Here is a 23303-nt window from a genome sequence, read left to right as displayed (position 1 = left end):
TTTGTATTTATTCAAGTAGTGAAAGGTGCCAGGTTCTAAAGCGATTCTAAATTGTTTTTGAACCTGGCACCTTTCATTAATGTATATATGATATTGCTTCCAGGAAAACTGGTTTTTCAAGAGAAAATTTGCTCGTATACTTAAGGGTGACTTGGATAAATAATGTTTCGCAAAATTTACAAGTTGTATTATAGAATGCGGCATGAAAGGTGGATGCACATTTGGATGACACAATTTATATTTCGCCTGATGATATGGAGATAGTTGATATTGCGGACTATTGTACCGAGGTGGATGAACATTTTTCTTCTATACCAGAAGTTGCAAAACCTCTGCTAAAAAGTGCAAAAGCGGCATTAACTAAAATTGAAAAAACTCTCTATTCCGCACCAGCATTTATAAATGTGGTTAAGTCGAGTGTTCCGGTGGAAACATTACAAGCTATTTTGACAGATGAGCAGGAGTCTCAAATTGCCAAAGGGATTCTTAAATTGATGACAAGAAAAGACGGATCTTTGATGGCTAATCTTGTGAATCCAGAAACCAATAAAATAGTTTCTAAAGTATCTTTAAAAAGCGTAAAAGTTTCACCGGAATTATCTCAGGCAATGACAAGTTATGCAACGCAAATGCAAATGGCACAAATAGCAGAACAGATTCAACTTGTGCAGATTGCAGTCGAAGAGGTTCGACAGGGACAAGAGTATGATAGATTGGCCACGGCATATAGTTGCCAACAGAAACTGTTGCAAGCAATGGTAATAAAAAATCCGGAACTGAAAGCAATGGCTTTATTGCGAATTGCGTCAGATGCAGAGGATAGTAGAAATCTGTTGATGCAAAGTCAAAATGCTAATCTGACATTCATAAAGAATCAGCCGGAATCGTTTTGGGGAAAACTTGTCTCCGGTGCAGCGCCAGAAAAAGTAAACTCAAGAATGAATGAAATCCGAGAGAGCCTATATGCAGTAAATATGGTTTCGCTATCAGAGGCAATTGCTTATCAGGAAATGGGAGAAACTGATGCGGCGCAACGGAGTCTCCAATATTATGCTGGATACATTCAAAAGACCTATCTCGAAACAAAAGGCTTAGTTGAGCGGTTGGATTTAATAGACCCCTCACCTGGAAGTTACTGGTCTAAAACACTACCAGACATAAAAAAGAAAATTCAAGCGTTACCTTCTATTACGGAGTACAAACTTTTAGGAGGCGAAGAAGATGGAGAATAGACAATGTAAAAAGAAGAAATGCAAAAGATCTCTTCCGGATGGATATAAACATAAATACTGTGAGAATTGTAGAAATGACCAGGTTAAACAGGTCAAGAATGCTAGAAATGCAGTACTAGCTGTTGTTGGTAGCACGGTAATTGCAATAGTAACAAAAGGAAAGATTAATCTTAAGAAGTGATAGTAAGTTTAATTGTGGACGGTCTGACGGATATTGGAGGTTTATCAATATGTTTCCACAAAATAGAACTGCAAGATGATATTCATTCTGTCATATCGTCACATGTGGAGACGGTAGTATTGATAACAAGGGTAAAAGAGTAGAAAAAAGTGCCAGGTTCTAAATTGTTTTAGAACCTGGCACCTTTCATTCAATAAAAGCTCCGTCTTAATTGCAAAGTCGTTTGAGTGTGTGTTCCGTATATTCCATGTCCGTCCTATTCTTCTCAACAGCACTAGCAGTTAGAGTAGAAATTATAGTCCCGCGCTCCCTACACTAGAAAGGTACTCAAATTAATCTGTGATTACTGCCTGTTAGCTACTCTATGAACAACTATCTCGATCATAGCTAAATCTCGTTTCCAGCCGCTAGGTGAGGGTATTTGACGCTCACTTAGGGAAATCAAGAAACCATGTGTGACCATATTCATAGATAAACATTCTTAATTAGGATTATCTACCACTTTCAATGTGTTATAATATTATGAATATACTGTAATATGAGTGGGTGTCCAGTATCTAGATTACGAGGTGAATGAGAAAACTAGTGAATAGGCCTGCTTGAGGAAGGAGGACTTTAAATTTGTAGAGAAGGCGAGGTTTGAGTTATGAAATCTAAATTGAAGTACATTGCTCCATATGCTTTAATAGCCTTAATAGTCTTTTTTTCATGGCTGCTAACTCATCAAGATAATAAGTCCGACGAATCAAGTGTCAACGATAAAATTACCCATATCAGAAGCTTTCATTTAAGTTCTGATTCGACCAAATTAAAAACGGTTGCTAGTGGAACTGTTTTTGTCAAAGGTATTGAAGGGCTGATTAAGGATGTTCAAATAATTGCACGAATTGAGATCGATCCTGCTGATTGGGGCGGCGTTGCTTTTTATATCCCTGATAAATGGCATGTCTCTAGTATCTTAAATAGCTATCCTGAGAACAAAGTCCAATCTAAACCCACAGATAATGTATCAACGTGGACCACAGCAAAAAAAGATTCAAAATGGAATACGATGATAGAAATTGGACGAAATCGTAGTTATAAATCTATAGGAGGCGGCACAGGAACGGTTGTCATTAATATACAACCTGATTATAAGGCAATATCAAAAACAGATGTATTCACAATAGGAGTTGAGGTCGGCTCCAAGGAAGAAGACGGTGGTATTAAGATAATGGGGACGGATTCTGTAGAAGTACCTGTATCAATGAGTAGAGATGAGTAGTCGAGATTAATTTAATAAAGGGAGACGATATTATGAAGGTCGTATTTGGCAAAAGAGCAATCCGAAGCTTTAACGTAATGCTAGTTGAATGTATGCTGGTTGTAAGTACTTTGGGGAAGGTGAAAAGTGCCAGTTTCTAAAACGATTCCGAATTGTTCTAGAACCTGGCACCTTTCATTAAATATATCGATTTTACTCTAATAGTTGAGGTGGTTAATTTGTTATTAGAAAACAAAACGGCCGTTATTTACGGTGCGGGAGGCGCGGTTGGCGAAGCGGTAGCCCGCGCTTTTGCCAAGGAAGGCGCGAAAGTCTTTTTGACAGGGCACACGCTTGAAAATGTATATGCCATTAAGGAAGAGATTACTGCAGCCGGAGGTGAAGCATATGCCGCACATGTGGACGCGTTGAACAAACAAGAAGTTGAAAATCATCTTGATCAAATCATTAGCCAATTCGGTCAAATCGATATTTCGTTCAATTTAATCGGATTTAGTATTTATATGGGAACGCCGCTTGTCGAGATGACTCAAGAGAAATTCATCTATCCAATCGAAACGGCGATGAGCACCCATTTTATCACAGCAACAGCTGCCGGTCGGCATATGGCTAACAAGGGTTCAGGCGTTATTTTGGCTCTGACTGCGCATGTTTCCCGAATACCGGTCACCAAGCAAGGCGGATTTGGCGTAACAGAAGCGGCGATCGAAGCTTTGTGTCGCCAGTTGTCCGTCGAGCTAGGTCCGCAAGGGGTCCGTGTGGTCTGTTTGCGATCGGCGGGTTCGCCGGATACTCCCGGTGTGATGGGAGCGATGAAAACCCTTGCGGAAAAAGCCGGAATAACCTACGAGCAGATGTTGGAGGAAAACGCCAAGAGCACCATGCTTAAACGGATGCCGAGTTTGGCCGAAGTCGCGGATGTGGCGGTTCTCATGGCATCAGATCGCGCCCGAAGCATTACCGCTGCGGCTACGAATGTGACTTGCGGCGCGTACGTGGATTAGGCAGCTTTCTTATTAAAGTAATGTGCTGCGCTTAGCACTCCTCACACGTTGAGTATGTGGCGTTGATAGAGTTGAAATAGGTTGGTGGCAATGGGTTTTGTGGATTTAAGGTGAATATTGAAATGTGTTTTATGTTCCCTCGGACGAATGGTTCGGGGGATTTTTTGACCCCAGGGGGTCTACTTTTAAGTGGAATTGAGGAGCTATTTTAAAACCTCAGACAAACAGAAATGCGCCCACTATAAACCGGTGGGCGCATTCCTTTGCTTCTATCTAGGGCTCGTTACGTCACAGCCTCATCATCAAAACTCAAATCGTCCATCAAGCCATAAGCCATCCTGGACAAATTTTGTTACCTTTTCAAGCCAAGCAAGCTCTACCCGCATTTGATTATGTGTGTAATCTTTGATGAGGTGAAAAGCAGGTGGTGTCTTATTTTCCAACTGCTCCCACACCTGATCATAGTGAGCAATTTTTTCTTTCAATTTTGCAACCTGTTCCGCTAGCATATAAGCTGATTTCTCAAGATCGGTATATTTAATGAAGATGACCGAGGAATAAATGGAACGGATTCCTTGAAAGTCAGCTAAACTTTTATAGATTTTTTCCTTCAATACTTCTCTACCCTTATCCGTAATCCCATATACAGTTCGAGCAGGGCGGTTCTCTTCATGAACAACTTCAATCATTTCGATACAGCCTTTTTTTAGCAAGGAATAATTGTGTACATACCTGGCACCTTTCCCACTTCGTTAATGAATGTCTTGAATGATTTTTTCTAGGAATTCACCCATTCGCTTAACGGCCGGTTCTGAAAAATCAAAACTGACCCCAGTTTCTTTATAAATAGCTGCGATGGATTGATTGTAGTCCGCACCTGCACCTTTTTTAAAGGATTCGACAGCTTGCGCTGGATTTTTCCGGTAATTCTCAAGTAATTGAAGTGCCCCCAGCATTGAGATGGAGTATTCAATATCATAGAAAGGATATTGAATAAAATGAAGGGTGCCTGCCCAGCTCATCCCAATTCCCTCTTCAAACCCAGAAGTATCGACAGGGTTTAAGCCATAACGTTTTGAGATTTCAAAGAATTTTTCATCACGCTCTTTGGCAGTGTGTTTAGGATTCGTATACACCCAATGCTGGAAGAGGTCCCCTGACAATGGGCCGAATAACATGGTAAATGCCCGTCTTAGCTCTTCACGTTGTGCACTCTTAAATTCCTCTTCTTCTGGATAAAATTGATCCAGCTTATCCAATAAGAGCAATTCCATCCCATGAGAATACAGTTCAGCAACTTCTGCTCTCCATTGGTATTCTTCAATAGGACCGCGCTCCGACTGGAGGTATCCATTCACCGCGTGGCCCATTTCATGAATTAATGCGATAAGAGAGAAAAAGGATGGACTAAAGTTCGCAAAAACAAAGGTATCCCCTGATACGGGTAAAGGGACACAGAAACCACCTGGGCTTTTTCCTTTGCGATCTCCAAGATCTAGTAATCCATGCTCCCTCATGTAATCGAAACGGTCTGTGAAATATGGGTCTGTCTTCCTTAACATCTCAGCAACACCATCCAAAAGGGTGGATACCTCGGAGTATGGTGGGTTTTTCAAGAGTTTAGCGGTGTTATCCCAAGGGCGATAGGTATCGACACCAAGCTTGGACTTAAAAACATCTGCAAGCCTGTTCCAAGCTGGGATAATATGCTTTTCTACATTTTCATGAAAGTCATAACAATCTTGAACACTATACTCACGATATTTGGTTACAAATATATAATCACGATAATTTTCAAAGCCTGCATTTAAAGCGATTTGATGGCGTAGTTGAACGAGCTCATCCATGATGGCATCCATATCGGGCTTAATTTGACGATAGGCATAACTTATTAAGTGATAAGCCTTTTCTCGCACTGCTCTGTCTAGATGATCGAGTTGGGATTGGATAAACGGAAAAGGCTTTTCCTCCCCCTCCCATTCAACTGTTAGCCCGCCCATAATTTCACTATACTTCGTACAGAGCTCTTGTTCTTTTACAACTAATGGAATATTTTCTTCTCTGAACAGTTTAACTTTGGACTCGCGAACGCGTCGCATTAAGCCGTAACGGTTTTCATCCAATTCATTGAGATACGGAGACTCACAGCATTTCTCATTCAGTTTTGCTTCATATTTCATTAAAAGTGGTTGGATGACTTGCTGATCGTGAAGATAAGTTGACTTGATGTCCACATCCTCTGTGTTTCGATAGAAGTCGACTTGGTGACCTGTAATTGCTTCCGTGATTTTCATCATTAAATCCTGTTCGTCTATTAACCACTTTTCTAGTTCAGAAATGGATTGAATCGGAACCTCAAGCAAACTTCGCATTTGAGCTTCGACCCCTTCTACATTTTGTAAATCAATTACTTCTTTATAATAATTATGACTTATATCTTGTGTCATAGATAACTCTCCTCCCCCTTTAAATTATTTTAATTATCTCAATAATTATATTACAGATTTCTAATCATTAGACTTAGCTTTTTCAAAAATATCAACAACGGATGCCTTAATGGAAGGTGATAGATTCTGCTTTTTAACTGGATAAAGCTCTATAAAACTAGTGTAAACTCACCAAACACCCCATGTGTTGCCACATACACTCCACACATTGTGAAGCGGTCGCGTGGTTGGAGTTAGTATAAATACTAAGAACGGATTCTTAATAAAGGAATTCGTTCTTTTTTATATAAATGATAGTTAAGGAGGGATGCTAATGAGTGCAGAGAGAGATTGGGGAAGGCTAATGGAGGAAGCGAATGAACAGCCAATTCAGTTAAAAATAAAGACAGGATTAAATTTCAATTTAATTTCAGATGATGAATTTTTAATTGTGAAAAACTCAGAACTTGCACCATCTACAAAATTAAAAATGCAACGTAAAATTCAAAAAGAGAACTTCATCAAGGTGTATCCTTATTTTGAACGTAAGAAATCTAATGAGTTTGGTTTAAGTAAAGAAATGTTAAAAAACACTGTAAATTCTGTGTACATTTTTGCTGCTATCGAATATTCACTTCATCCCGATTAAATAAAGCATAACAAAACGCATCCTCACGAATAAAGATGCGTTTTGTAATGCTGACCAAAAGGCTAAAAACCAAACTTACTCAAAATAAACGAGTAACACTCGGCGAGTTCACGCAACTGGTTGAAACGACCGGATGCGCCGAAGTGGCCTGCACCCATGTTTGTTTTTAAAACAAGTGTGTTGTCATCTGATTTTAATTCGCGCAGGCGAGCCACCCATTTCGCTGGTTCCCAATAACCGACACGCGGGTCATTTAAGCCTGTCGTTATATACATATTAGGGTATGGCTTAGCTTCTACATTGTCATACGGACTATAAGATTTCATGTAGAAATAATCGTCCTCGTTTTGCGGGTTACCCCATTCATCCCATTCTAAAGTTGTTAATGGAATCGAATCATCTAGCATCGTTGTCAAAATATCGACAAACGGTACTTCTGGAACAATTACTTTAAAACGATTGCCCGCCATATTAGATACGGCACCTACTAACAATCCACCAGCACTTCCACCTCGAGCTGCGATGATTTCGGTTGTTGTAAAGCCTTGCGCGATTAAATAATTCGCTGCATCGATAAAGTCCGTAAAACTATTGCGTTTTTTCTGCATTTTGCCGTTAAAATACCACGTACGCCCTAGCTCTGAACCACCGCGCACTTGCGCAATCGCTATTATCACACCTTTATCAAGCAGCGGTAGACGATAAGCGCTAAAAAATGGATCGCTACTATACCCATATGAGCCGTAAGCATTTAAAATAAGTGGCGCTGGACCATTGTCGAGCGCATTTTTTTTATAGTGAAGAAGTATTGGAACATTCACACCGTCAGCTGCTGTTGCCCAAACTTGATGCTGCACGTATTGCTCACGGTCATAGTCGCCTGTAACAGATGCCTCTTGCAATACTTCCTTTTCCCCTGATTCAATATCGATTCGTATTGTCGTTTTCGGTGTTAAAAATGATTGGTATTGAACTAAAACTTCTGAAGCTTCATAGTCTTGATATGGAACAAGTGATACCGAATAAATTACTTCATCCCAGTCTAACTGAATAAGAGAATCACCCTCGATACGCCAAACTTGCTCTAACCCATTTTCGCGACCCGTAACATAAACATGGTGTTTAAATGGATAAATATTTTCGATAAAACGATTCTCGTCGTACGGAACAACAGCCGTCCGTTCATTGAAGTTTTCCAGTGGGCAACGAAGTAACGTGAAGTTCAATGCATTTTCATTCGTTAATAGTAAAAGTTCGGCTTCCCAATGCTCTAAATCGTATTCGATGCCTTCGCGGCGTGCTTCAAATAACTGAGGTGCTAATAACGGGTCATCCGCATCAATAATTTGCACTTCTGTTGTCATCGTTGATTTCGAAACTACGAAAATAAAACGATTACTTTTTGATTTTTTAATAAATAAATTAAACGTTACGTTCGTTTCTTCAAATAAAAGCTCATCGGACGTATATTTAGTACCAATTTCATGACGCCAAACTTGATATGGACGCTGTAATTCATTAAGCTTCACATAAAAAATATATCGTCCGCAGTTACTCCATTCAACGCTACTGTATATATAAACGTTTGGAATTGTATCTTCTAACAGCTCACCCGTATACAAATCTTTCGCAAATAACGTATAGTTATCTGTTCCGTTGCGGTTTTCTAAATAGGCAACATAGCGGTGATCTTTAGAATAACGCTGCTCAGTAACGCTTAAATAGTCATGACCTTTAGCAAGTTCATTTTCATTTATTGTAATTTCTTCCTCAGAAGATGCTAATGCTGCACGATTTTCTGCGCGTTTACGTGCGAAAATGGGATATTGTTTTTCTTTTTCTAGACGATAGTAATAATAATAAGGCCCTTTTTGAATGGGGACTTGACTTTCTGAGGCGGGTACACGTGCCACCATTGCTTCATATAGTTCAGTTGTTAAACTTTCCAAGGGCTTCATGACCTCATCATAATAGCTGTTTTCGTGCTCTAAATAAGCGATGACTTCTGGATTTGATTTATCTTTCATCCAATAATATTCATCATGTCGAACGTCCCCGTGCAGTTCGAATGTATGAAGATTATGCTTTGCAATTAGTTTATTCAAATTCAATTCTCCTCCCTGTATATAAATATAATTTCGATATGTTTACTTAAATTCCTCTAAAAATACATTTGTAATCTATAAATAATATTTCTGCACACCTTAAATTACATTGCTAATACTTGGGTGAATCCTCTAATAAAACACAAAAAAGAAGGGATAAAAATTCTTTATTTAATAAAGATACAGGTTGATGTTCAGGTAAAATACTCCAGCTTCTCTTTTGGAAATAACAATTCAAAAATGATACAAAGAGTGGTAAGCGAACTTCATATGATACGGTTCTATGTATGTTTTACTTCATTTCAGTCCTTCTAAAAAGTACTTTATAATTTTAGCGGTTAAACCCTAAATTGTATAATGCTCTCAATCAAAAAACATTCTTTCATTGAATTAGCTTTCCATTGGTTTGAGCATGCTAGAGTTAAATTAGTGATTTTCATGAAATAACAATATAAAGAAAAATTCCTCTACAAATTAATCTCGATTTGTATGAGGATTATTAATTTTATGAAACAATCTATTACTAACTACAAATGATAAGTTTTATTCACATAATCAATTTTCATCTGCAATACATGTCTAACAAAATCTCTTTTCACTGTGCACATACCCTCCTTAAGTCTTAGTTTTTTGCGTATTTTAGAGAGAGGGGAAAGGTTGTATAAATTGTCCTCTTTGATCAATTTATAGGGGGGAGGGATGGACATGTTGTTTTTTGAAAATGAAATAAAGAAAGTAAGTAAAAAAGTGGGGCCGTCGGGATGGAGTGCAATGAGATTACAAGACCCACGCATAAATGGGCAATTACGGAAGGAACAGATTGCCAGGGAGACGGAAGCAAGGAATGTAGAGAATCGTCGAAATCGCTTATTGAATGGAGATGACTGATTAGAATAAAAGACTTTGCTTCACCGAGAAGGTTTTGCTACTCTTTTAAGGAAATAAAATTCTCAAAGAGCGAAAGTTCGAGAACTAATCAAAGATTCTCGAACTTTCGTTTTTTCAATTCAACATGTTAAAATTAGAGGAAAATCCGTAGAAAATTCAGGATTAACTCTAAAATACAGGTGATGAAATGATACATAACTACTTAGGTGAGACAATGCAATTTGATATAACATACAAAAAGCGGACAACTATAGGCATTACTATGGATCACTATGGAAATATTGAAGTCCTTGCTCCGAAAGGGACGTCCAACGAAAGTGTGATTCAATTATTAGAGGACAAATGGGAACTCATTCAGCAAAAATCAAAAGAACAGAAGGATAGACTGCTTGGGCCACAGAAGAAGGTCTACGAACATGGTGAGAGCTTTCTTTATTTAGGAAACACCTATCCCATAAGGATTTATCAAGATATTAATATCAAGCAAGACCATGTGGTGTTTGAAGGAGATAAGTTAAATATATACGTGAAGCAGCTAGATGATGAAAAAATAAAACAAGCTTTAAAACGGTTCTATTACCAGCAATGTAAAGCTTTAGTTGATAAGAGTATCTCCTCTTATCAAAGCAACTATAAAGTAAAACCACGTTCTATCCGTATTACTGATAGCAAAGGTAACTGGGGAACCTGTGATTCAAAACTGGAGTTAACATTTAATTGGAGGCTGGCAATGGCACCTCTTAAGGTAATCGAGTACGTAGTCGTTCACGAAATGTGTCATATGGTCCATCTGAATCACGACCGCTCCTATTGGCGCCTTGTTGGAAAAATAATGCCCGACTATAAGGAACAGGAAAAGTGGTTAGAGTTATCAAGTTGGAAAATGACTATTTAACAGAACCGTCCATGTTTCTTATCGGGGGAAGTGGAATATGTAGCAAAAGAGTTTAATATTTTGAACTCTCAAATCCTACCATTCATTCCTTTAGAGAGTGACATGCTTAGCAGTGTATTATTTCTATTTATATCAATATATAGAAATAATAAATTTGTTGTAAATACTTTTACAAAATAGTCTAATAGAATAGGTTTGACGATGAAAAAATATAAATTTGACATGTTTATAGTTATGGTTATATAATTATGTCAATAATTTAATAGACCTCACTAATTATGTTTGTGAGGTAGAGGTGCGATATTTATTAGTGCTTAGTGAAGTCCGAGAAGACGAAGAAGCTATGCAGAAGGAAATGTCGCCGAAGTATATAATGAGTTCTCGCCATTATGTGCTGGGTCTGTAATGAATAATTACAGGACTGTCTTAATAAATTTTCCGATTTATTAAGTTGAGCTATCTCAGAAAGAGATAAAAGGGTGAGGAATTTGGAATGATTACATCGTTTTCCGGGTTCTATCTCGGAAAGGTATATAGTCTTTTTTTATTGCCTTTAAGAGATCCCTTAGCGTATAGGGAATCTCTTTTTTTTTTTTTAAAATGAATACAGTCTATCTAGGCTAAATATGGAGGAACATATAATGGAAAAACAACAAACACTTTATTATGATTTTATTCCGACGGGTGAAGAAAAAATGAAATTAGATCCAGCAACAACAGCGCTTTTAATCGTTGATATGCAAAATCAATTTATTAGCCGTGATGGGTTGGATGCACAAATTGCACGAGAAAAAGGCATGTTCGATAAATGGGAATATTTCTTTGACCGTATTGATAACGTAGCGATTCCAAACAATAAAAAACTGTTGGATTTTTTCCGTGCAAATCGATTAGAAGTAACTTTCGGACGTATTGCATGTCATCATAAGGATGGACGTGACCGTTCACCTGTACAACGTCGCCCAGGTTGGAACAATATTTTATTACCAATCGGTGATCCTGGTGCAGAAATGGTAGATGAATTAAAACCACTGGATGATGAAATTGTGGTAAATAAAACGACAGATAGTGTTTTAAGTGGTACAAACTATGAGTTTTTACTTAGAAACATGGGTATTGAAACAGTTGTATGTACAGGTGTTGTAACAGATCAATGTGTTGCATCAACTATACGAAGCTTAGCAGATGCTGGCTTTGAAGTAATTTTAGTAGAAGATGCTTGTGCAGCAGCAACAAAACAATTACATGATGCAGAAATTATGATTATGAATCAAATTTATTGCCAAGTAATGAGTACAGAGGAAACCATTCAATTTATTTCAGAAGAAATTGAACAACTTGCAGTAGTTCAAGGGTAGAGAGGGAGCTTTTAAATGAGTAATGTTCAAAGTAATACAACTCAAGGAAATGTAGCTCCGCATTTTAAACGTGTTCTGACGCTGAAAGATTTAGTAATCTATGGTATTGCTTTTATGACGCCAATTGCACCGGCTTATATATATGGATTTGCGGCACAATCAACAGGTGGTATGCTACCGTTAGCTTATTTAGTCGCAATGGTAGCGATGATGTTTTCTGCATATAGCTACGGTCGAATGGCTGCTGCGTTTCCAATTGGTGGTTCTACGTACACATACACGCAACGTGCGATTAACGCACATTTAGGATTTTTTGCAGGATGGGCGATGTTTATGGATTATGTATTGGTTCCATTAATTGTCTTCATGGTTGGTGCATCCTATGCGAATGCATTAATTCCAATGATTCCATACTGGGTGTGGGTATTACTAATCGCCAGTATTATTACTTTTGTGAATATCATGGGAATTGGAATAGCTGCGAAAGCGAACCAAATTCTTGTAATCTTCATGGGGATTGTTGTTGTTATTTTTGTGATTTTCTGTATGAAAGTGGTTGTTGGTGAAGATGGTGGATCTTCTTTAATTTCGATTACACCATTCTTTAATGGTGAGACGTTTGCAATGACAGCGATTATTTCTGGTGCAGCGATGGCCTGCTTCTCGTTTTTGGGATTTGACTCAATCACAACATTATCAGAGGAAGCAGTGAACCCAAAAGAGGATATTTGGAAAGCGGCCATTCTTTCTTGTTTAATCGGTGGGGTTATTTTTATCGTACAAGCTTATGTTGCACAGTTAGTATGGCCAGATGTAAATAGCTTCAGCTCAGCAGATACAGCTCTATTTGATATTGCAAATGCGGCAGGTGGTGCACTGCTTGCAACACTTTACACAGTAGCTATTATCGCTTCAACATTTACAGCTGGTATAACTGGTCAGGCAAGTGCTTCACGTTTAATGTTTAGTATGGGACGTGATGAAGTACTTTCAAAGAAATTCTTTACACATTTACATCCGAAATATAAAACACCAGTTTATAACATTTTATTATTGTGTAGCATTAGTATTGTAGGTGCGATTTTTTTACCAATTAATTTGGTTGCTGAATTAATGAATTTTGGTGGTTTAGCAGGTTTTATGCTCGTTAACTTATCCGTAATTGTGTATTATTATTTCCGTAAAAAAGAGAAGAAATTCATTCGTTACTTTTTAATTCCTGCCCTTGGATTTTTGATCTGTTTCTACTTATTTATCAATCTATCACCGATGACGTTAAAAGTAGGATTTATTTGGTTAGCTATCGGTTTTGTTTATGCGCTATTTAAAACAAAAGGATTTAAAAAATATCCGCCAAGTTTTAAAGAGATGTAGTTAATAGTCAAATATCATAAGCAGTATATGTGAGGTATCACTTCAACAAAATGATTAAAACAAGTGTCGTATCAATTTCAAATTTTAAAAAAGTGACGAAAAAGAACTCAATTTTCGTCACCTTTTTTATGTGCTTTGAAAGAACTTTTAACTATGGCTGCAAGAAGAAAACAATGCAGTCAATTTACTAAACTTTGACTGGAATGTTGAAAAAATAGAAGTGTATTTATTGTTATAAGAAGAGGGGTTGAGCCTATCTTCACTATCGAGATGATGTAACTATTTTGGTTTCCTTAGACAATATTATTAAGATGCTTATAAATGGATAATAATGATATATTAATTTGAATAAGATATATGTCTTATGAGCGACAAATTATAAATAAGAAAGGATTATTCAATATGGCAATCATTACTTTTCTCATTGTTGGCTGGATTCTAAATTGGTTTAAATTCGAACGATTGATTATTCAAGCTTTTAAGGAACTATTTAGCAAAGATATAACAAAGGCAACCTATTATTTTCTGTTTTTTTGTGTAGGGGTTTTAGGTGAAATAGTTTTGCTCTTTCAAGGTGCTTACTATGAATATTTCTTACATGGATGATCTAAGTATTGCAAAGCGATTCTGTGCCAAGAGGGTATACTTTTTTGCAATTGAAAACAGTAGTTACGTATTTTAACTGAGAAATAAATATGGTGCCAGGTTCTAAAACAATTCGGAATTGTTTTAGAACCTGGCACTTTTCATCCTAAACACCGCAATATTGGTTAATTACGTGATATAATAGATAATCAGCATAGAACTATGTACAGTGAGCATAACTAGGAGGTTTATAAATGGATAACAACGATATATTAATTAGACTAAGGTATGCTTTAGATATAAAAAATAAAGAGATGCTAGAGATATTTAAACTTGGTGGTATGGAAGTAACAAAAGACGAATTAGTAAAGATACTCACCAAATCAAAAGATGAGTACGATGATGATGTTGAGGTAGAGGAAACGGAAGATCAGATCAAATGCAATAATAAGATGTTAGAGTTATTTTTGAATGGCTTCATTACTTTTAAAAGAGGTAAACAGGATGCAAAACCAGGACAAGATGAAAGATCTGTTCCACCTGAAAAGAGTGCTAATAATATGCTTCTAAAGAAATTAAAAGTAGCATTACAATTAACAACGGAAGATATGCTGGATATCCTTGATGAGGGCGGTATCGCAGTATCAAAAGGAGAACTAGGTGCAATTTTACGGAAAGAAGGACATCGAAATTATAAAGTATGCGGCGATAATTTCGCACGTAAATTCTTAAGAGGTTTAGCTGTGAGACATCGAGCATAATTGAATAGCAAAGTAACAGCATTGTTGAACTTAAATGTCTCTTTCTTCGGAAAGGGCTTTTTTTGTATCAATTATCCATGCCGCGATAAAATCAAGATTATTGAGAATCCTTTTTTATAATTGTATGATGAACTACGTCTATATAAATACATTTCATTTTTAAAATAGGAGGCAATGATGATGGAAATTGGAATAACAACATTTGTAGAAACAACACCAGATGTACATACTGGAAAAGTAATTAGCCACGCTGAACGTATACGAGAAGTTGTGGAGGAAATCGTGCTAGCAGATAAGGTAGGATTGGATGTTTTTGGTGTAGGAGAGCATCATCGTGAAGATTTTGCGTGTTCTGCACCTGCTGTTTTGCTAGCTGCAGCTGCATCACAGACGAAACATATTAAACTGACTAGTGCCGTTTCCGTATTATCATCTGACGATCCAGTTCGTTTATATCAAGAGTTTTCAACAGTTGATGCAATATCAAATGGACGTGCAGAAATAATGGCAGGTAGAGGTTCGTTTATTGAATCATTTCCTCTATTTGGTTATGACCTACAAGATTATGATGAGTTATACGACGAAAAACTAGATTTATTATTGAAAATTAGAGAATCAGAAAAAGTAACATGGAGTGGTAAACATCGTCCATCTATTAATAATTTAGGTATTTATCCTCGACCTGTTCAAACACAAATACCTGTATGGATTGCTAGTGGTGGAACACCACAATCTGCTGTGCGCGCAGGTGTTCTGGGGTTGCCACTTGTTCTAGCGATTATTGGTGGAAGCCCCTTACAATTTGCTCCAATCGTCGAATTATATAAACGAGCGGCAAAACAAGCTGGTCATGACGTTTCGAAGTTAAAGGTAGCTTCTCATTCACATGGTTTTGTAGGTGAGACAACTGATAGTGCAAAAGATAAATTTTATCCACCAACTGCGCAAGTGATGAATGTTCTTGGAAAAGAACGCGGTTGGGGAACGTATACGCGCAAAACCTTTGATGAAGCAAGTAGTTTAGAAGGTGCTTTATATGTTGGAGACGTAGCAACAGTAGCGGAAAAAATCATTTTCCTTCGTAAAAATGTTGGGATTACACGTTTCATGCTCCACGTACCAGTCGGTTCCATGCCACACGAAGATGTATTAAGAGCTATTGAACTATTAGGAACAGAAGTGGCGCCAATCGTAAGAGCTGAAATCGAACGTTGGGAAGCGGAAACGGAAAATACATTATAGTTTATATGAGCTTCATATTTACCTTGTCCCATCAGCAGTTCGGATTGTAACTATATATTAATGGAAATCGTCTATTTAACTAACGTATTTTCTGGAGGGGAAGAAAATGAAAAAATCATTTGGTGTGATTCTCTTATTATGTGTCTCGTTGTTCGGTTGTGGAAGTAATGGGAGTACTAATCAAGTGCAACCAGAGAAACAATCTCCCGTAGAAAATAAAGTTGCCCCTGTCGAAGCGGAACAAAGCGGTTCTATCTTATATCAAAACACGGAATACGGTTTTACATTTAAGTTGCCAAAGACTTGGGAAAATTATTCGATTGTTGCGGACAAATGGGAAGGACTAGCTATTACTTCATCAGACGGTGAAAAAGTTGTAGAAACAGGTCCAATAATTTCAATCCGACATCCTAAGTGGACTTCTGAAAATCCACGTCAAGATATACCTATCATGATTTTTACTTTAAAACAATGGGATTTACTGCAGAAGGAAAAATTCCATATAGGTGCGGCACCTATCGGACCATCTGAGTTAAACCGTAATGAAAAATACGTCTTTTCATTACCTGCCCGCTACAACTTCGCATTTCCAACTGGCTATGAAGAAGTTGAAAAGATTATAGAAGGTAAACCATTAGAGGTAGGTGGTGTGTAAAAGCAGGAAAGCGGAATTGATACAAAAGCTACAAACTACTCGCAAAAGTTCTTTATAGTTTAGATATTAAAAATGAAACTAACGGCTGAATCTACACTTTCGGCCGTTTTTTACTTCAATAAATACTGACCACTTCACCTACTTTTAACTATACCTACTTTTTTCGAGATGAGTTTAGGAATACTAAAGAAGGTAATACGTGCATTATGGCGAATTAAATACTATCTATTGAAATGATAGAATTAGATTGAATCATAAGATAAATAAAGAGGGGGATATACAATGCAAAATAATTATAAAAACTGTCAAAGTTGCGGAATGCCATTAAAGAGTGATGGAAATGGTGGAGGAACTGAAGCAAATGGACAAAAAAGTAATAGGTATTGCAGTCATTGTTATGAAAAGGGGGAATTCACGATGCCAAACATTACAGTAGATGGGATGAAAGAAAGAGTAATGGATAAAATGGTAGAGATGAAATTTCCGAAGTTTCTTGCTAAAATTTTCACAAGAAATATTTATAAATTAGAGAGATGGAAAGACTAAAGATATATAAGAAGATGCAGGGAAAAATATACCGTGGCAAAAAGATTAAAATGGACTCCTGATAGACGTTCGATATGCACCTAAAGAGATACAGGAAGAAGTATACAAAAAAGGATTGAATCCTTACATACCGGAATAGATGTACAGTTACAGTCAAATTACATTTCAAACCAGCTACAACGACATCCATGTCATTGTAGCTGGTTTTTTATTTCTTTTTGTATTGTAAAAAGAAATGTTAAGAAAATAAAATAGATTTGAAAATAATCTTCCATTTATTATACGTTTTTAAATTAGCAAAAGAGGGTAAAAAAGTCTATGTGCACACTGCAAAATCGAGAATTTAATAAGAATGGACTTTACAGTAGAACTACTCTTGAATACTGAATTTATACTAAATATTGTATTAATCAGAACTTTGACATTTGTAATATCCTTCACTTTTCAGGGCATAATAAAAATTATGGCGCAAATGACGTGTCAAATTGACGTAATAAACATAGAATCCGCAAGAGCCAGCTACATAATTTGGGTGTTAAGATACTTAATTCGACATAGCTTCTATTTTATGTTGAATAATATTAAAACATCGTGGGGGTACCAGTTTGGACTCGGTTTTTTTTACTTACATTAGATATTTTAACTTTTTCATGTTTCTATTATTCGCATGTATGTATTCTTATCAGATATTTTATATGTTTGTTGCATTTAAGGCAAAACAGAATAAGAGTTCTGAGATGCAGAATGTTCATTCTTATAAATACGCTGTGATAATTCCAGCACGAAATGAAGAACTAGTCATTGGACAACTGATAAAAAGCATAAAAAATCAAAAGTATCCCGAGGTATTGATAGATATTTTCGTTGTTGCAGATAACTGTACCGACGATACAGCCCAAGTTGCTAAGAAAGCAGGAGCTATTGTCAGAGAGCGTTTCAATAAGAGTCAGGTTGGAAAGGGATATGCCCTCGACTATATACTAAAAATCATCGAAAGTGAGTATTCTTCCAATAAGCATGATGGATATATTGTGTTTGATGCGGATAATCTCCTTGATGAGAATTATATAACGGAGTTGAACAAAACATTCAATCAAGGATACAGAGTAATCACCAGTTATAGAAACTCTAAGAATTATGACCAGAACTGGATATCTGCAGGATATGCACTTTGGTTCCTACATGAAGCTGAATATCTTAACCTTCCAAGAATGGTTCTAAACACTAGTTGTGCGATTTCTGGAACAGGATTTCTGATACAAGCAGACTTGATCAAAGAGAATGGAGGCTGGATTCACCACCTACTTACCGAAGACATCGAATTTTCTGTTTCACAGATTATTAAAGGTGAAAAAATTGGATACTGCAGAAACGCAATATTTTATGACGAGCAACCAGTCACCTTCGCTCAGTCATGGCATCAGCGTTTACGTTGGGCGAAGGGTTTTTACCAAGTCTTTTATAAGTATGGAAAGGATTTGATTGGTAATACTTTTCGTGGAAAGCGTAACAGGTTTTCATGCTTCGATATGACTATGATGGTTATGCCAGCTGTTCTTATTTCCAGTGTTTGTATCGTGGTAAATGGGTTATTCTACTTAGCAATTTTTTTAGGAATATTTGATGGTAAAGAGCTAACACATGCAGCCTCTGTCGGAATATTATATTCTATTAGTTGGTATTACGGAGTACTGTATATACTTGGTTTAATAACAACGTTAACGGAATGGAGAAAAATTCATTGTTCAGGTTGGAAAAAAATAACTTATACAGTCACTTTTCCATTATTTATGTTAACCTATATTCCGATTTCTGTCGTAGCTTTGTTTAAGCATGTTGAATGGAAACCAATTGCTCACACCGTAGTGAAATCTCTTGATGACGTACGATAAGGGTAAGATTTAATCTTCCAAAAAAACACCGAACCCCGAATAATGGTCACTTATGAAAAAGAGTGACCTTTTCGGGGTTTTTTACTGCTTCAAAAATTGGTTAACCAATGTGACACACTTAGTGTGGATGTATTTAGGAACTGAAAGTAAAAAGTAAAAAAAATTACTAAAAGTAAAATTATTAGAGTCTACTGTTTTAAATTATCTAGTAATATAATTTAATTAGTAAAATAATTTATTGTAAAATTTTGATTTAAAAGGGGAGAGGCACAATGGAAAAGAAAAATCTCGAATTAGCTATTCAATTACGTCATGAATTGCATCAACATCCCGAACTCTCGAATCATGAGGCTTGGACAAAACAACATTTAATTAATTTTTTGAAAACGTATACAAAATTAGAAATCGTAGATAACGGTAAATGGTTCTATGCGGTTTATCGTGCTGGTGAAGGTAAAAAGAATATTGCATATCGAGCTGATTTCGACGCACTTCCAATGCCAGAAGTTATTGACATTCCACATGCTTCTCAGTTCCCAGGAGTTTCTCACAAATGTGGACATGATGGACACTCAGCGAGTCTTGCAGGTTTTGCACTTGAAATAGATCAGAAAGGTGCAGACAAAAACATCTTTTTCCTTTACCAACACGCAGAGGAAACGGGAGATGGTGCTGCAGAGTGTGTAGCTTTTATCAAGGAGAATAACATCGAAGAAATCTTTGCTTACCATAACATGAGTGGGATGCCTTTTAAATCGGTCAACGTAATCGATGGAACAACACAATGTGCATCCAAAGGAATGACTATTCATATGGAAGGTGCTCCTGCCCATGCTAGTCAACCGGAGGATGGAGCAAATCCTTCTTTCGCTATTGCAAAGGTTATTGATGCCATTCCTGATTTCATTTCTCCGGAGAACAACGAAGGTATCGTTCTGTGCACCGTTATTCAAGTAGACATCGGTGAAAAAGCATTTGGTTTATCAGCGAGCAAGGGCGACTTGCTATTAACAATCCGCGCATTGTATGAAGCGGAATTGGATAAACTTCAAAAAAACCTTGAAGATCTTGCTCTTGACCTGGCAGAAAAATATGACTTAAAAGTAAGTTTCTCTTACAACGATACATTCCCGGAAACTGTAAACCACAAGGAAAGCTCGGATAAAGTACGTAAAGTTTGCCAAGAGAAAGGGTTCCAGTTAATTGAAATGAAAGAAGCATTCCGTGCCTCTGAAGACTATGGCCACTACTTGAAGCAAACAAAGGGTGTAATGTGCTACATCGGAAACGGAGAAAATTATCCTCATGTTCATACTTATGAATATGACTTTCAGGATGAAATAATAGAAACAGCAGTGGAACTTTTCAAAGGACTGGCTACATTGTAAACTATACTGCAAAAAATTTGAAAAGAGCTGTTTCATTTACCTGAGGCAGCTCTTTAAAATAATTACTATAAACGTATAGAAGCATTTTACTAAAATATACTATGTGCATAGTTTAGTAAGTAATAAACAACGTAAATCCAACTTAAACAACCGTGAACAATTGCCCACCCTATGGATTTGTATGCGGTGTACGAAATAACCATAGAAAGGCAAGTTCCAAAACTTATTCCCTTTTTAATGACATTAACTGTTTTTTGATTGCTCCTATTTTTCATATCCAAATCCCCCGTTTCAAATAAAATCTCACTGGTATAAAGAATATATTCTTAAACCTGAGAATCAATGCTAAAAGAACTAATTTAGAGGAGTACTTTTCAGGGGAATATAAATAGTCGATTTATTATATTCAAGTATGACATTAGAAAAGGGATTTTGCGTATGGAAGACGAATAGTAGATAGGAGAAAAGAAAAATGGAATCAGAAGAAGGGAAGGTGAAAACTTGGAACCCTCGTTTCAGATATTTTCGATGCCACATTTCATCGCAATAATTGCACTATGCTTTTTAAGCATTCTAGTATTCATGACAAAAAAGAGATGGTCGATTTCACCGAAAAAAATCCTGTTAATTGAACGTCTATTTGCATTGTCTTTATTGACTATGGAAATCCTTTATCACGTTTGGCTCTATCAAACTGGAAGGTGGAATTGGAGTAACTCATTACCACTTGAATTATGTAGTATTAGTTTGATTTTGACGATTGTCCTTTTATGGACAGGGTATAGGCATGTATATGAATTTGTCTTTTTTGCTGGCATTGGAGGAGCTCTTCAAGCAGTAGCAACGCCAGTTTTAGATCTTAGTTTTCCTCATTTTAGGTATTTTCACTTTTTTTATACCCATTTCGGAATAATATTAACGGCACTTTATTTCACATAGGTGAAGGGTTACCGTCCTACATTTAAAGGAATTATTAAAACGATGGTTGCACTAAATATATTGCTTCCATGCATATTTGTGTTAAACATTCTTCTTCATGGGAATTATATGTTTTTGAGAAAAAAACCAACAAGTGGCAGTATACTTGATTTTTTAGGTCCATATCCATGGTATATCCTATCATTAGAAATTGTTGCGTTTTTAATTTTCGTTTGTTTGTGGTTAATATTTCGAAAAAGGAGTACTAGAGCTGAATATAATAGATCAAAAAAAGTAGCCACATGAAAGGTTTTAACATGGCTACTATTACTATAATATTTAGGAAACTCCTTGAGTAAAAAATTCTATTAGAACTAGGGGACAACCACTCTTTTTAAGCGCTTATTTCTTCCACTACTTTTCTTTATACCACCTACAAGTGAAAGATGCTTGTAGTTTCATATAATTATAAAGCTTGAGAGCATGTCGGCCTTCTTGAGTATAGGGATTTATTTTGGGATGCAGCTGGCGGAGAAATTCACGATCGCATTCACATGGATTTCTACCTCTACTATAACATTCGTCATGTGCTTTACAAACTGCATCTACCTCATTTATAGGAGCTCCGGGTCCATTGCAACCAGGTCCACACCAGTTATATCCTGGAAATACACAGAAACGCAACTTCCTATTTCTTCTCCGTGACAAATCAACCACCTCCCTTAAATATCAATGACTATCTAATATAAGCTATTCAATAGTCTGCTAAAATGTATAGTCTAGTACCTAGAAGTTTCAAAAATATTTGTAAGAGTTTCAGAAAGCAAAACTAAACTTTAGAATCACGCTCAAACTAATTCTGTCGTAGTGCAGCCGATGTCCTTAGAGAGCACTTTACACTTTTCTTATTATATAGATTAGTATAAAATAGATGGATTAGTCTGAAAATTTAGTATTTTATAGGAGGGGTGTACTAAGTTGCGATTGAATTAGTGAGAGATTATTTCGAGAAGTTTGAAATGGCACATAGAATTCAAGAATTTGATGCATCAAGTGCAACAGTAGAGCTTGCAGCACGGGCATTGAATGTAGAACCAGCGCGCATTGCAAAAACATTGTCTTTTAAGAAAGATGACAGTTGTATTTTAGTAGTTGCTGCAGGGGATACAAAAGTTGATAATGCAAAATTTAAGGCGACCTTTGGAGTGAAAGCTAAGATGCTTTCTCCTGAAGAAGTACTTGAACAAGTAGGCCATGCTGTTGGTGGGGTTTGTCCATTTGGGATTCCAGAAAATGTATTAGTATATGTTGATGAATCTGTAAAACGCTTTAAAACCGTTTTTCCTGCTTGTGGTAGCAGTAATAGTGCTATAGAACTTACTAACGAAGAATTATTTACATATGCTAACGGTGAGGAATGGATAGATGTTTGCATAGGATGGGAATAAGGGAGGTTGGTAGAATGTATGTGCATAAAATATTTAATTCTCTATTATTAACTGCTTTAATCAGTGTGACGATGTTAATAAGTGCTTGTAGTAGCGGATCCAATACAGAAGAAGTTCAAACGGAAGAAATGCTAGCATATTTAACTAACTATGATGAAAAAACAAAGTCATTAACGTTTGATGAGATAGAATGGATTGATGAATCTGATACCGAGAGAATAAAGGAATTAGGATTAGATCCAGAGTCAGATTTTCCTAGTGGATTTCAGATTTATAATGAGTCAGAACAAACAAAAAGCTTAAAAGTGTCGAATGATGTTGAAATGGATGTGGTGAATGGAGCTAATCTTCAAGAACCATTGAGAATAGATATCCAAGAGCTTGCTAAACGTATTCAAGTATACAAACCTCTATTTTATTTAACAATAAACAATAATGTAATTATAAAAATGTCAGAAAAATACACACCATAATTAAAACACATCTTTACAA

At 36.6% G+C, this 23303-nt stretch carries 23 protein-coding genes and 1 riboswitch; of the genes, 19 read left to right on the top strand and 4 right to left on the bottom strand.

From position 1 onward, the window contains the following. Window positions 1-221 precede the first annotated feature (221 nt). The 4 genes from ACEPXD_RS15940 to ACEPXD_RS15925 all read left to right on the top strand — a co-directional run bounded on the left by ACEPXD_RS15940 (window position 222) and on the right by ACEPXD_RS15925 (window position 3681). Window positions 222-1232: a hypothetical protein gene (locus ACEPXD_RS15940; RefSeq protein ID WP_391117492.1), complete on the top strand. Its 1011-nt coding sequence runs from the start codon at window positions 222-224 to the stop codon at window positions 1230-1232. Continuing rightward, window positions 1222-1413 (top strand): hypothetical protein, encoded by a 192-nt coding sequence (locus ACEPXD_RS15935; protein WP_391117491.1) that lies wholly within the window; start codon window positions 1222-1224, stop codon window positions 1411-1413. Before ACEPXD_RS15940 ends, ACEPXD_RS15935 begins: the two co-directional genes overlap by 11 nt. A 646-nt stretch (window positions 1414-2059) precedes the next feature. Next, entirely contained in the window at window positions 2060-2677 is a 618-nt protein-coding gene (locus tag ACEPXD_RS15930) for a hypothetical protein (RefSeq protein WP_391117489.1), read from the top strand. Window positions 2678-2895: 218 nt separating this feature from the next. Further along, window positions 2896-3681, top strand: a complete 786-nt coding sequence (locus ACEPXD_RS15925) for an SDR family NAD(P)-dependent oxidoreductase (protein ID WP_391117487.1) — start codon at window positions 2896-2898, stop codon at window positions 3679-3681. A 302-nt stretch (window positions 3682-3983) separates the two neighbouring features. Here ACEPXD_RS15925 and ACEPXD_RS15920 read toward each other — a convergent pair whose 3' ends face one another. Together ACEPXD_RS15920 and ACEPXD_RS15915 are read right to left on the bottom strand one after the other, a co-directional pair. Beyond that, a complete protein-coding gene (locus ACEPXD_RS15920; RefSeq protein ID WP_391117485.1) occupies window positions 3984-4370 on the bottom strand; it encodes a hypothetical protein in 387 nt (128 codons plus the stop codon). 63 nt (window positions 4371-4433) lie between these two features. Continuing rightward, window positions 4434-6128: a M3 family oligoendopeptidase gene (locus ACEPXD_RS15915; RefSeq protein WP_391117483.1), complete on the bottom strand. Its 1695-nt coding sequence runs from the start codon at window positions 6126-6128 to the stop codon at window positions 4434-4436. A gap of 313 nt (window positions 6129-6441) precedes the next feature. On the opposite strand from ACEPXD_RS15915, the gene ACEPXD_RS15910 reads away from it, so the two are divergent. Continuing rightward, a complete protein-coding gene (locus ACEPXD_RS15910; protein ID WP_391117481.1) occupies window positions 6442-6756 on the top strand; it encodes a hypothetical protein in 315 nt (104 codons plus the stop codon). Window positions 6757-6818: 62 nt separating this feature from the next. Here the strand turns inward: ACEPXD_RS15910 and ACEPXD_RS15905 are convergent, their stop codons facing one another. Next, window positions 6819-8861, bottom strand: a complete 2043-nt coding sequence (locus ACEPXD_RS15905; RefSeq protein ID WP_391117479.1) for a S9 family peptidase — start codon at window positions 8859-8861, stop codon at window positions 6819-6821. A gap of 705 nt (window positions 8862-9566) precedes the next feature. On the opposite strand from ACEPXD_RS15905, the gene ACEPXD_RS15900 reads away from it, so the two are divergent. The 12 genes from ACEPXD_RS15900 (at window position 9567) to ACEPXD_RS15845 (ending at window position 21384) form a co-directional block, all read left to right on the top strand. Next, window positions 9567-9749 carry a hypothetical protein gene (locus tag ACEPXD_RS15900; RefSeq protein ID WP_391117477.1) on the top strand — a complete coding sequence of 61 codons (183 nt, stop codon included), beginning with the start codon at window positions 9567-9569 and terminating at the stop codon, window positions 9747-9749. 187 nt (window positions 9750-9936) lie between these two features. Next, window positions 9937-10644, top strand: a complete 708-nt coding sequence (locus ACEPXD_RS15895; protein ID WP_391117475.1) for a M48 family metallopeptidase — start codon at window positions 9937-9939, stop codon at window positions 10642-10644. A gap of 282 nt (window positions 10645-10926) precedes the next feature. Then, window positions 10927-11111, top strand: a riboswitch (Lysine riboswitch). Between the two features lie 174 nt (window positions 11112-11285). Beyond that, the gene (locus tag ACEPXD_RS15890; protein ID WP_391117473.1) at window positions 11286-12002 is read left to right on the top strand and encodes a cysteine hydrolase family protein; all 717 of its coding nucleotides are present in this window, start codon (window positions 11286-11288) and stop codon (window positions 12000-12002) included. Between the two features lie 15 nt (window positions 12003-12017). Then, complete coding sequence (locus ACEPXD_RS15885) at window positions 12018-13376, top strand: APC family permease (RefSeq protein WP_391117471.1); 1359 nt, start codon at window positions 12018-12020, stop codon at window positions 13374-13376. Window positions 13377-13778: 402 nt separating this feature from the next. After that, window positions 13779-13982 carry a hypothetical protein gene (locus ACEPXD_RS15880; RefSeq protein WP_391117469.1) on the top strand — a complete coding sequence of 68 codons (204 nt, stop codon included), beginning with the start codon at window positions 13779-13781 and terminating at the stop codon, window positions 13980-13982. Between the two features lie 233 nt (window positions 13983-14215). Beyond that, window positions 14216-14722, top strand: a complete 507-nt coding sequence (locus tag ACEPXD_RS15875; protein WP_391117467.1) for a DUF1456 family protein — start codon at window positions 14216-14218, stop codon at window positions 14720-14722. Window positions 14723-14902: 180 nt separating this feature from the next. After that, complete coding sequence (locus ACEPXD_RS15870; protein ID WP_391123303.1) at window positions 14903-15964, top strand: LLM class flavin-dependent oxidoreductase; 1062 nt, start codon at window positions 14903-14905, stop codon at window positions 15962-15964. A 106-nt stretch (window positions 15965-16070) separates the two neighbouring features. Next, window positions 16071-16619 (top strand): hypothetical protein, encoded by a 549-nt coding sequence (locus ACEPXD_RS15865; RefSeq protein WP_391117465.1) that lies wholly within the window; start codon window positions 16071-16073, stop codon window positions 16617-16619. 282 nt (window positions 16620-16901) lie between these two features. Continuing rightward, window positions 16902-17165, top strand: coding sequence for a zinc ribbon domain-containing protein (locus ACEPXD_RS15860; protein ID WP_391117463.1), 264 nt, complete (start codon window positions 16902-16904; stop codon window positions 17163-17165). Window positions 17166-17902: 737 nt separating this feature from the next. After that, on the top strand, window positions 17903-19057 hold the full coding sequence (locus tag ACEPXD_RS15855) for a glycosyltransferase family 2 protein (RefSeq protein WP_391117461.1): 1155 nt from the start codon (window positions 17903-17905) through the stop codon (window positions 19055-19057). A gap of 272 nt (window positions 19058-19329) precedes the next feature. After that, window positions 19330-20445, top strand: a complete 1116-nt coding sequence (locus ACEPXD_RS15850; protein ID WP_391117460.1) for a M20 metallopeptidase family protein — start codon at window positions 19330-19332, stop codon at window positions 20443-20445. A 501-nt stretch (window positions 20446-20946) separates the two neighbouring features. Beyond that, complete coding sequence (locus ACEPXD_RS15845; RefSeq protein ID WP_391117458.1) at window positions 20947-21384, top strand: TIGR02206 family membrane protein; 438 nt, start codon at window positions 20947-20949, stop codon at window positions 21382-21384. Between the two features lie 393 nt (window positions 21385-21777). Here the strand turns inward: ACEPXD_RS15845 and ACEPXD_RS15840 are convergent, their stop codons facing one another. Then, window positions 21778-22080, bottom strand: coding sequence for a phospholipase (locus ACEPXD_RS15840; protein ID WP_391117456.1), 303 nt, complete (start codon window positions 22078-22080; stop codon window positions 21778-21780). 302 nt (window positions 22081-22382) lie between these two features. Between ACEPXD_RS15840 and ACEPXD_RS15835 the strand changes: the two genes are divergently transcribed. Together ACEPXD_RS15835 and ACEPXD_RS15830 are read left to right on the top strand one after the other, a co-directional pair. Further along, the gene (locus ACEPXD_RS15835) at window positions 22383-22811 is read left to right on the top strand and encodes a YbaK/EbsC family protein (protein ID WP_391117454.1); all 429 of its coding nucleotides are present in this window, start codon (window positions 22383-22385) and stop codon (window positions 22809-22811) included. Window positions 22812-22825: 14 nt separating this feature from the next. Then, window positions 22826-23284: a hypothetical protein gene (locus tag ACEPXD_RS15830; RefSeq protein WP_391117452.1), complete on the top strand. Its 459-nt coding sequence runs from the start codon at window positions 22826-22828 to the stop codon at window positions 23282-23284. Window positions 23285-23303: the final 19 nt, after the last annotated feature.

Source organism: Psychrobacillus sp. L3, assembly GCF_042945595.1.
Taxonomy (GTDB): Bacteria; Bacillota; Bacilli; order Bacillales_A; family Planococcaceae; genus Psychrobacillus.
The sequence above is the reverse complement of the archived record's forward strand: the minus strand, read 5'-3'. Positions and strand labels throughout refer to the sequence as shown.

Excerpts from the sequence above, each read along its gene's own strand:
- ACEPXD_RS15895 (WP_391117475.1), top strand. The coding sequence starts at position 9,937 with ATGATACATAACTACTTAGGTGAGACAATGCAATTTGATATAACATAC.
- ACEPXD_RS15865 (WP_391117465.1), top strand. The coding sequence starts at position 16,071 with ATGAAAAAATCATTTGGTGTGATTCTCTTATTATGTGTCTCGTTGTTC.
- ACEPXD_RS15880 (WP_391117469.1), top strand. The coding sequence starts at position 13,779 with ATGGCAATCATTACTTTTCTCATTGTTGGCTGGATTCTAAATTGGTTT.
- ACEPXD_RS15910 (WP_391117481.1), top strand. The coding sequence starts at position 6,442 with ATGAGTGCAGAGAGAGATTGGGGAAGGCTAATGGAGGAAGCGAATGAA.
- ACEPXD_RS15850 (WP_391117460.1), top strand. The coding sequence starts at position 19,330 with ATGGAAAAGAAAAATCTCGAATTAGCTATTCAATTACGTCATGAATTG.
- ACEPXD_RS15860 (WP_391117463.1), top strand. The coding sequence starts at position 16,902 with ATGCAAAATAATTATAAAAACTGTCAAAGTTGCGGAATGCCATTAAAG.
- ACEPXD_RS15915 (WP_391117483.1), bottom strand. The coding sequence starts at position 6,128 with ATGACACAAGATATAAGTCATAATTATTATAAAGAAGTAATTGATTTA.
- ACEPXD_RS15930 (WP_391117489.1), top strand. The coding sequence starts at position 2,060 with ATGAAATCTAAATTGAAGTACATTGCTCCATATGCTTTAATAGCCTTA.
- ACEPXD_RS15920 (WP_391117485.1), bottom strand. The coding sequence starts at position 4,370 with ATGATTGAAGTTGTTCATGAAGAGAACCGCCCTGCTCGAACTGTATAT.
- ACEPXD_RS15870 (WP_391123303.1), top strand. The coding sequence starts at position 14,903 with ATGGAAATTGGAATAACAACATTTGTAGAAACAACACCAGATGTACAT.
- ACEPXD_RS15855 (WP_391117461.1), top strand. The coding sequence starts at position 17,903 with ATGCAGAATGTTCATTCTTATAAATACGCTGTGATAATTCCAGCACGA.
- ACEPXD_RS15830 (WP_391117452.1), top strand. The coding sequence starts at position 22,826 with ATGTATGTGCATAAAATATTTAATTCTCTATTATTAACTGCTTTAATC.
- ACEPXD_RS15875 (WP_391117467.1), top strand. The coding sequence starts at position 14,216 with ATGGATAACAACGATATATTAATTAGACTAAGGTATGCTTTAGATATA.
- ACEPXD_RS15935 (WP_391117491.1), top strand. The coding sequence starts at position 1,222 with ATGGAGAATAGACAATGTAAAAAGAAGAAATGCAAAAGATCTCTTCCG.
- ACEPXD_RS15890 (WP_391117473.1), top strand. The coding sequence starts at position 11,286 with ATGGAAAAACAACAAACACTTTATTATGATTTTATTCCGACGGGTGAA.
- ACEPXD_RS15885 (WP_391117471.1), top strand. The coding sequence starts at position 12,018 with ATGAGTAATGTTCAAAGTAATACAACTCAAGGAAATGTAGCTCCGCAT.
- ACEPXD_RS15835 (WP_391117454.1), top strand. The coding sequence starts at position 22,383 with ATGGCACATAGAATTCAAGAATTTGATGCATCAAGTGCAACAGTAGAG.
- ACEPXD_RS15900 (WP_391117477.1), top strand. The coding sequence starts at position 9,567 with ATGTTGTTTTTTGAAAATGAAATAAAGAAAGTAAGTAAAAAAGTGGGG.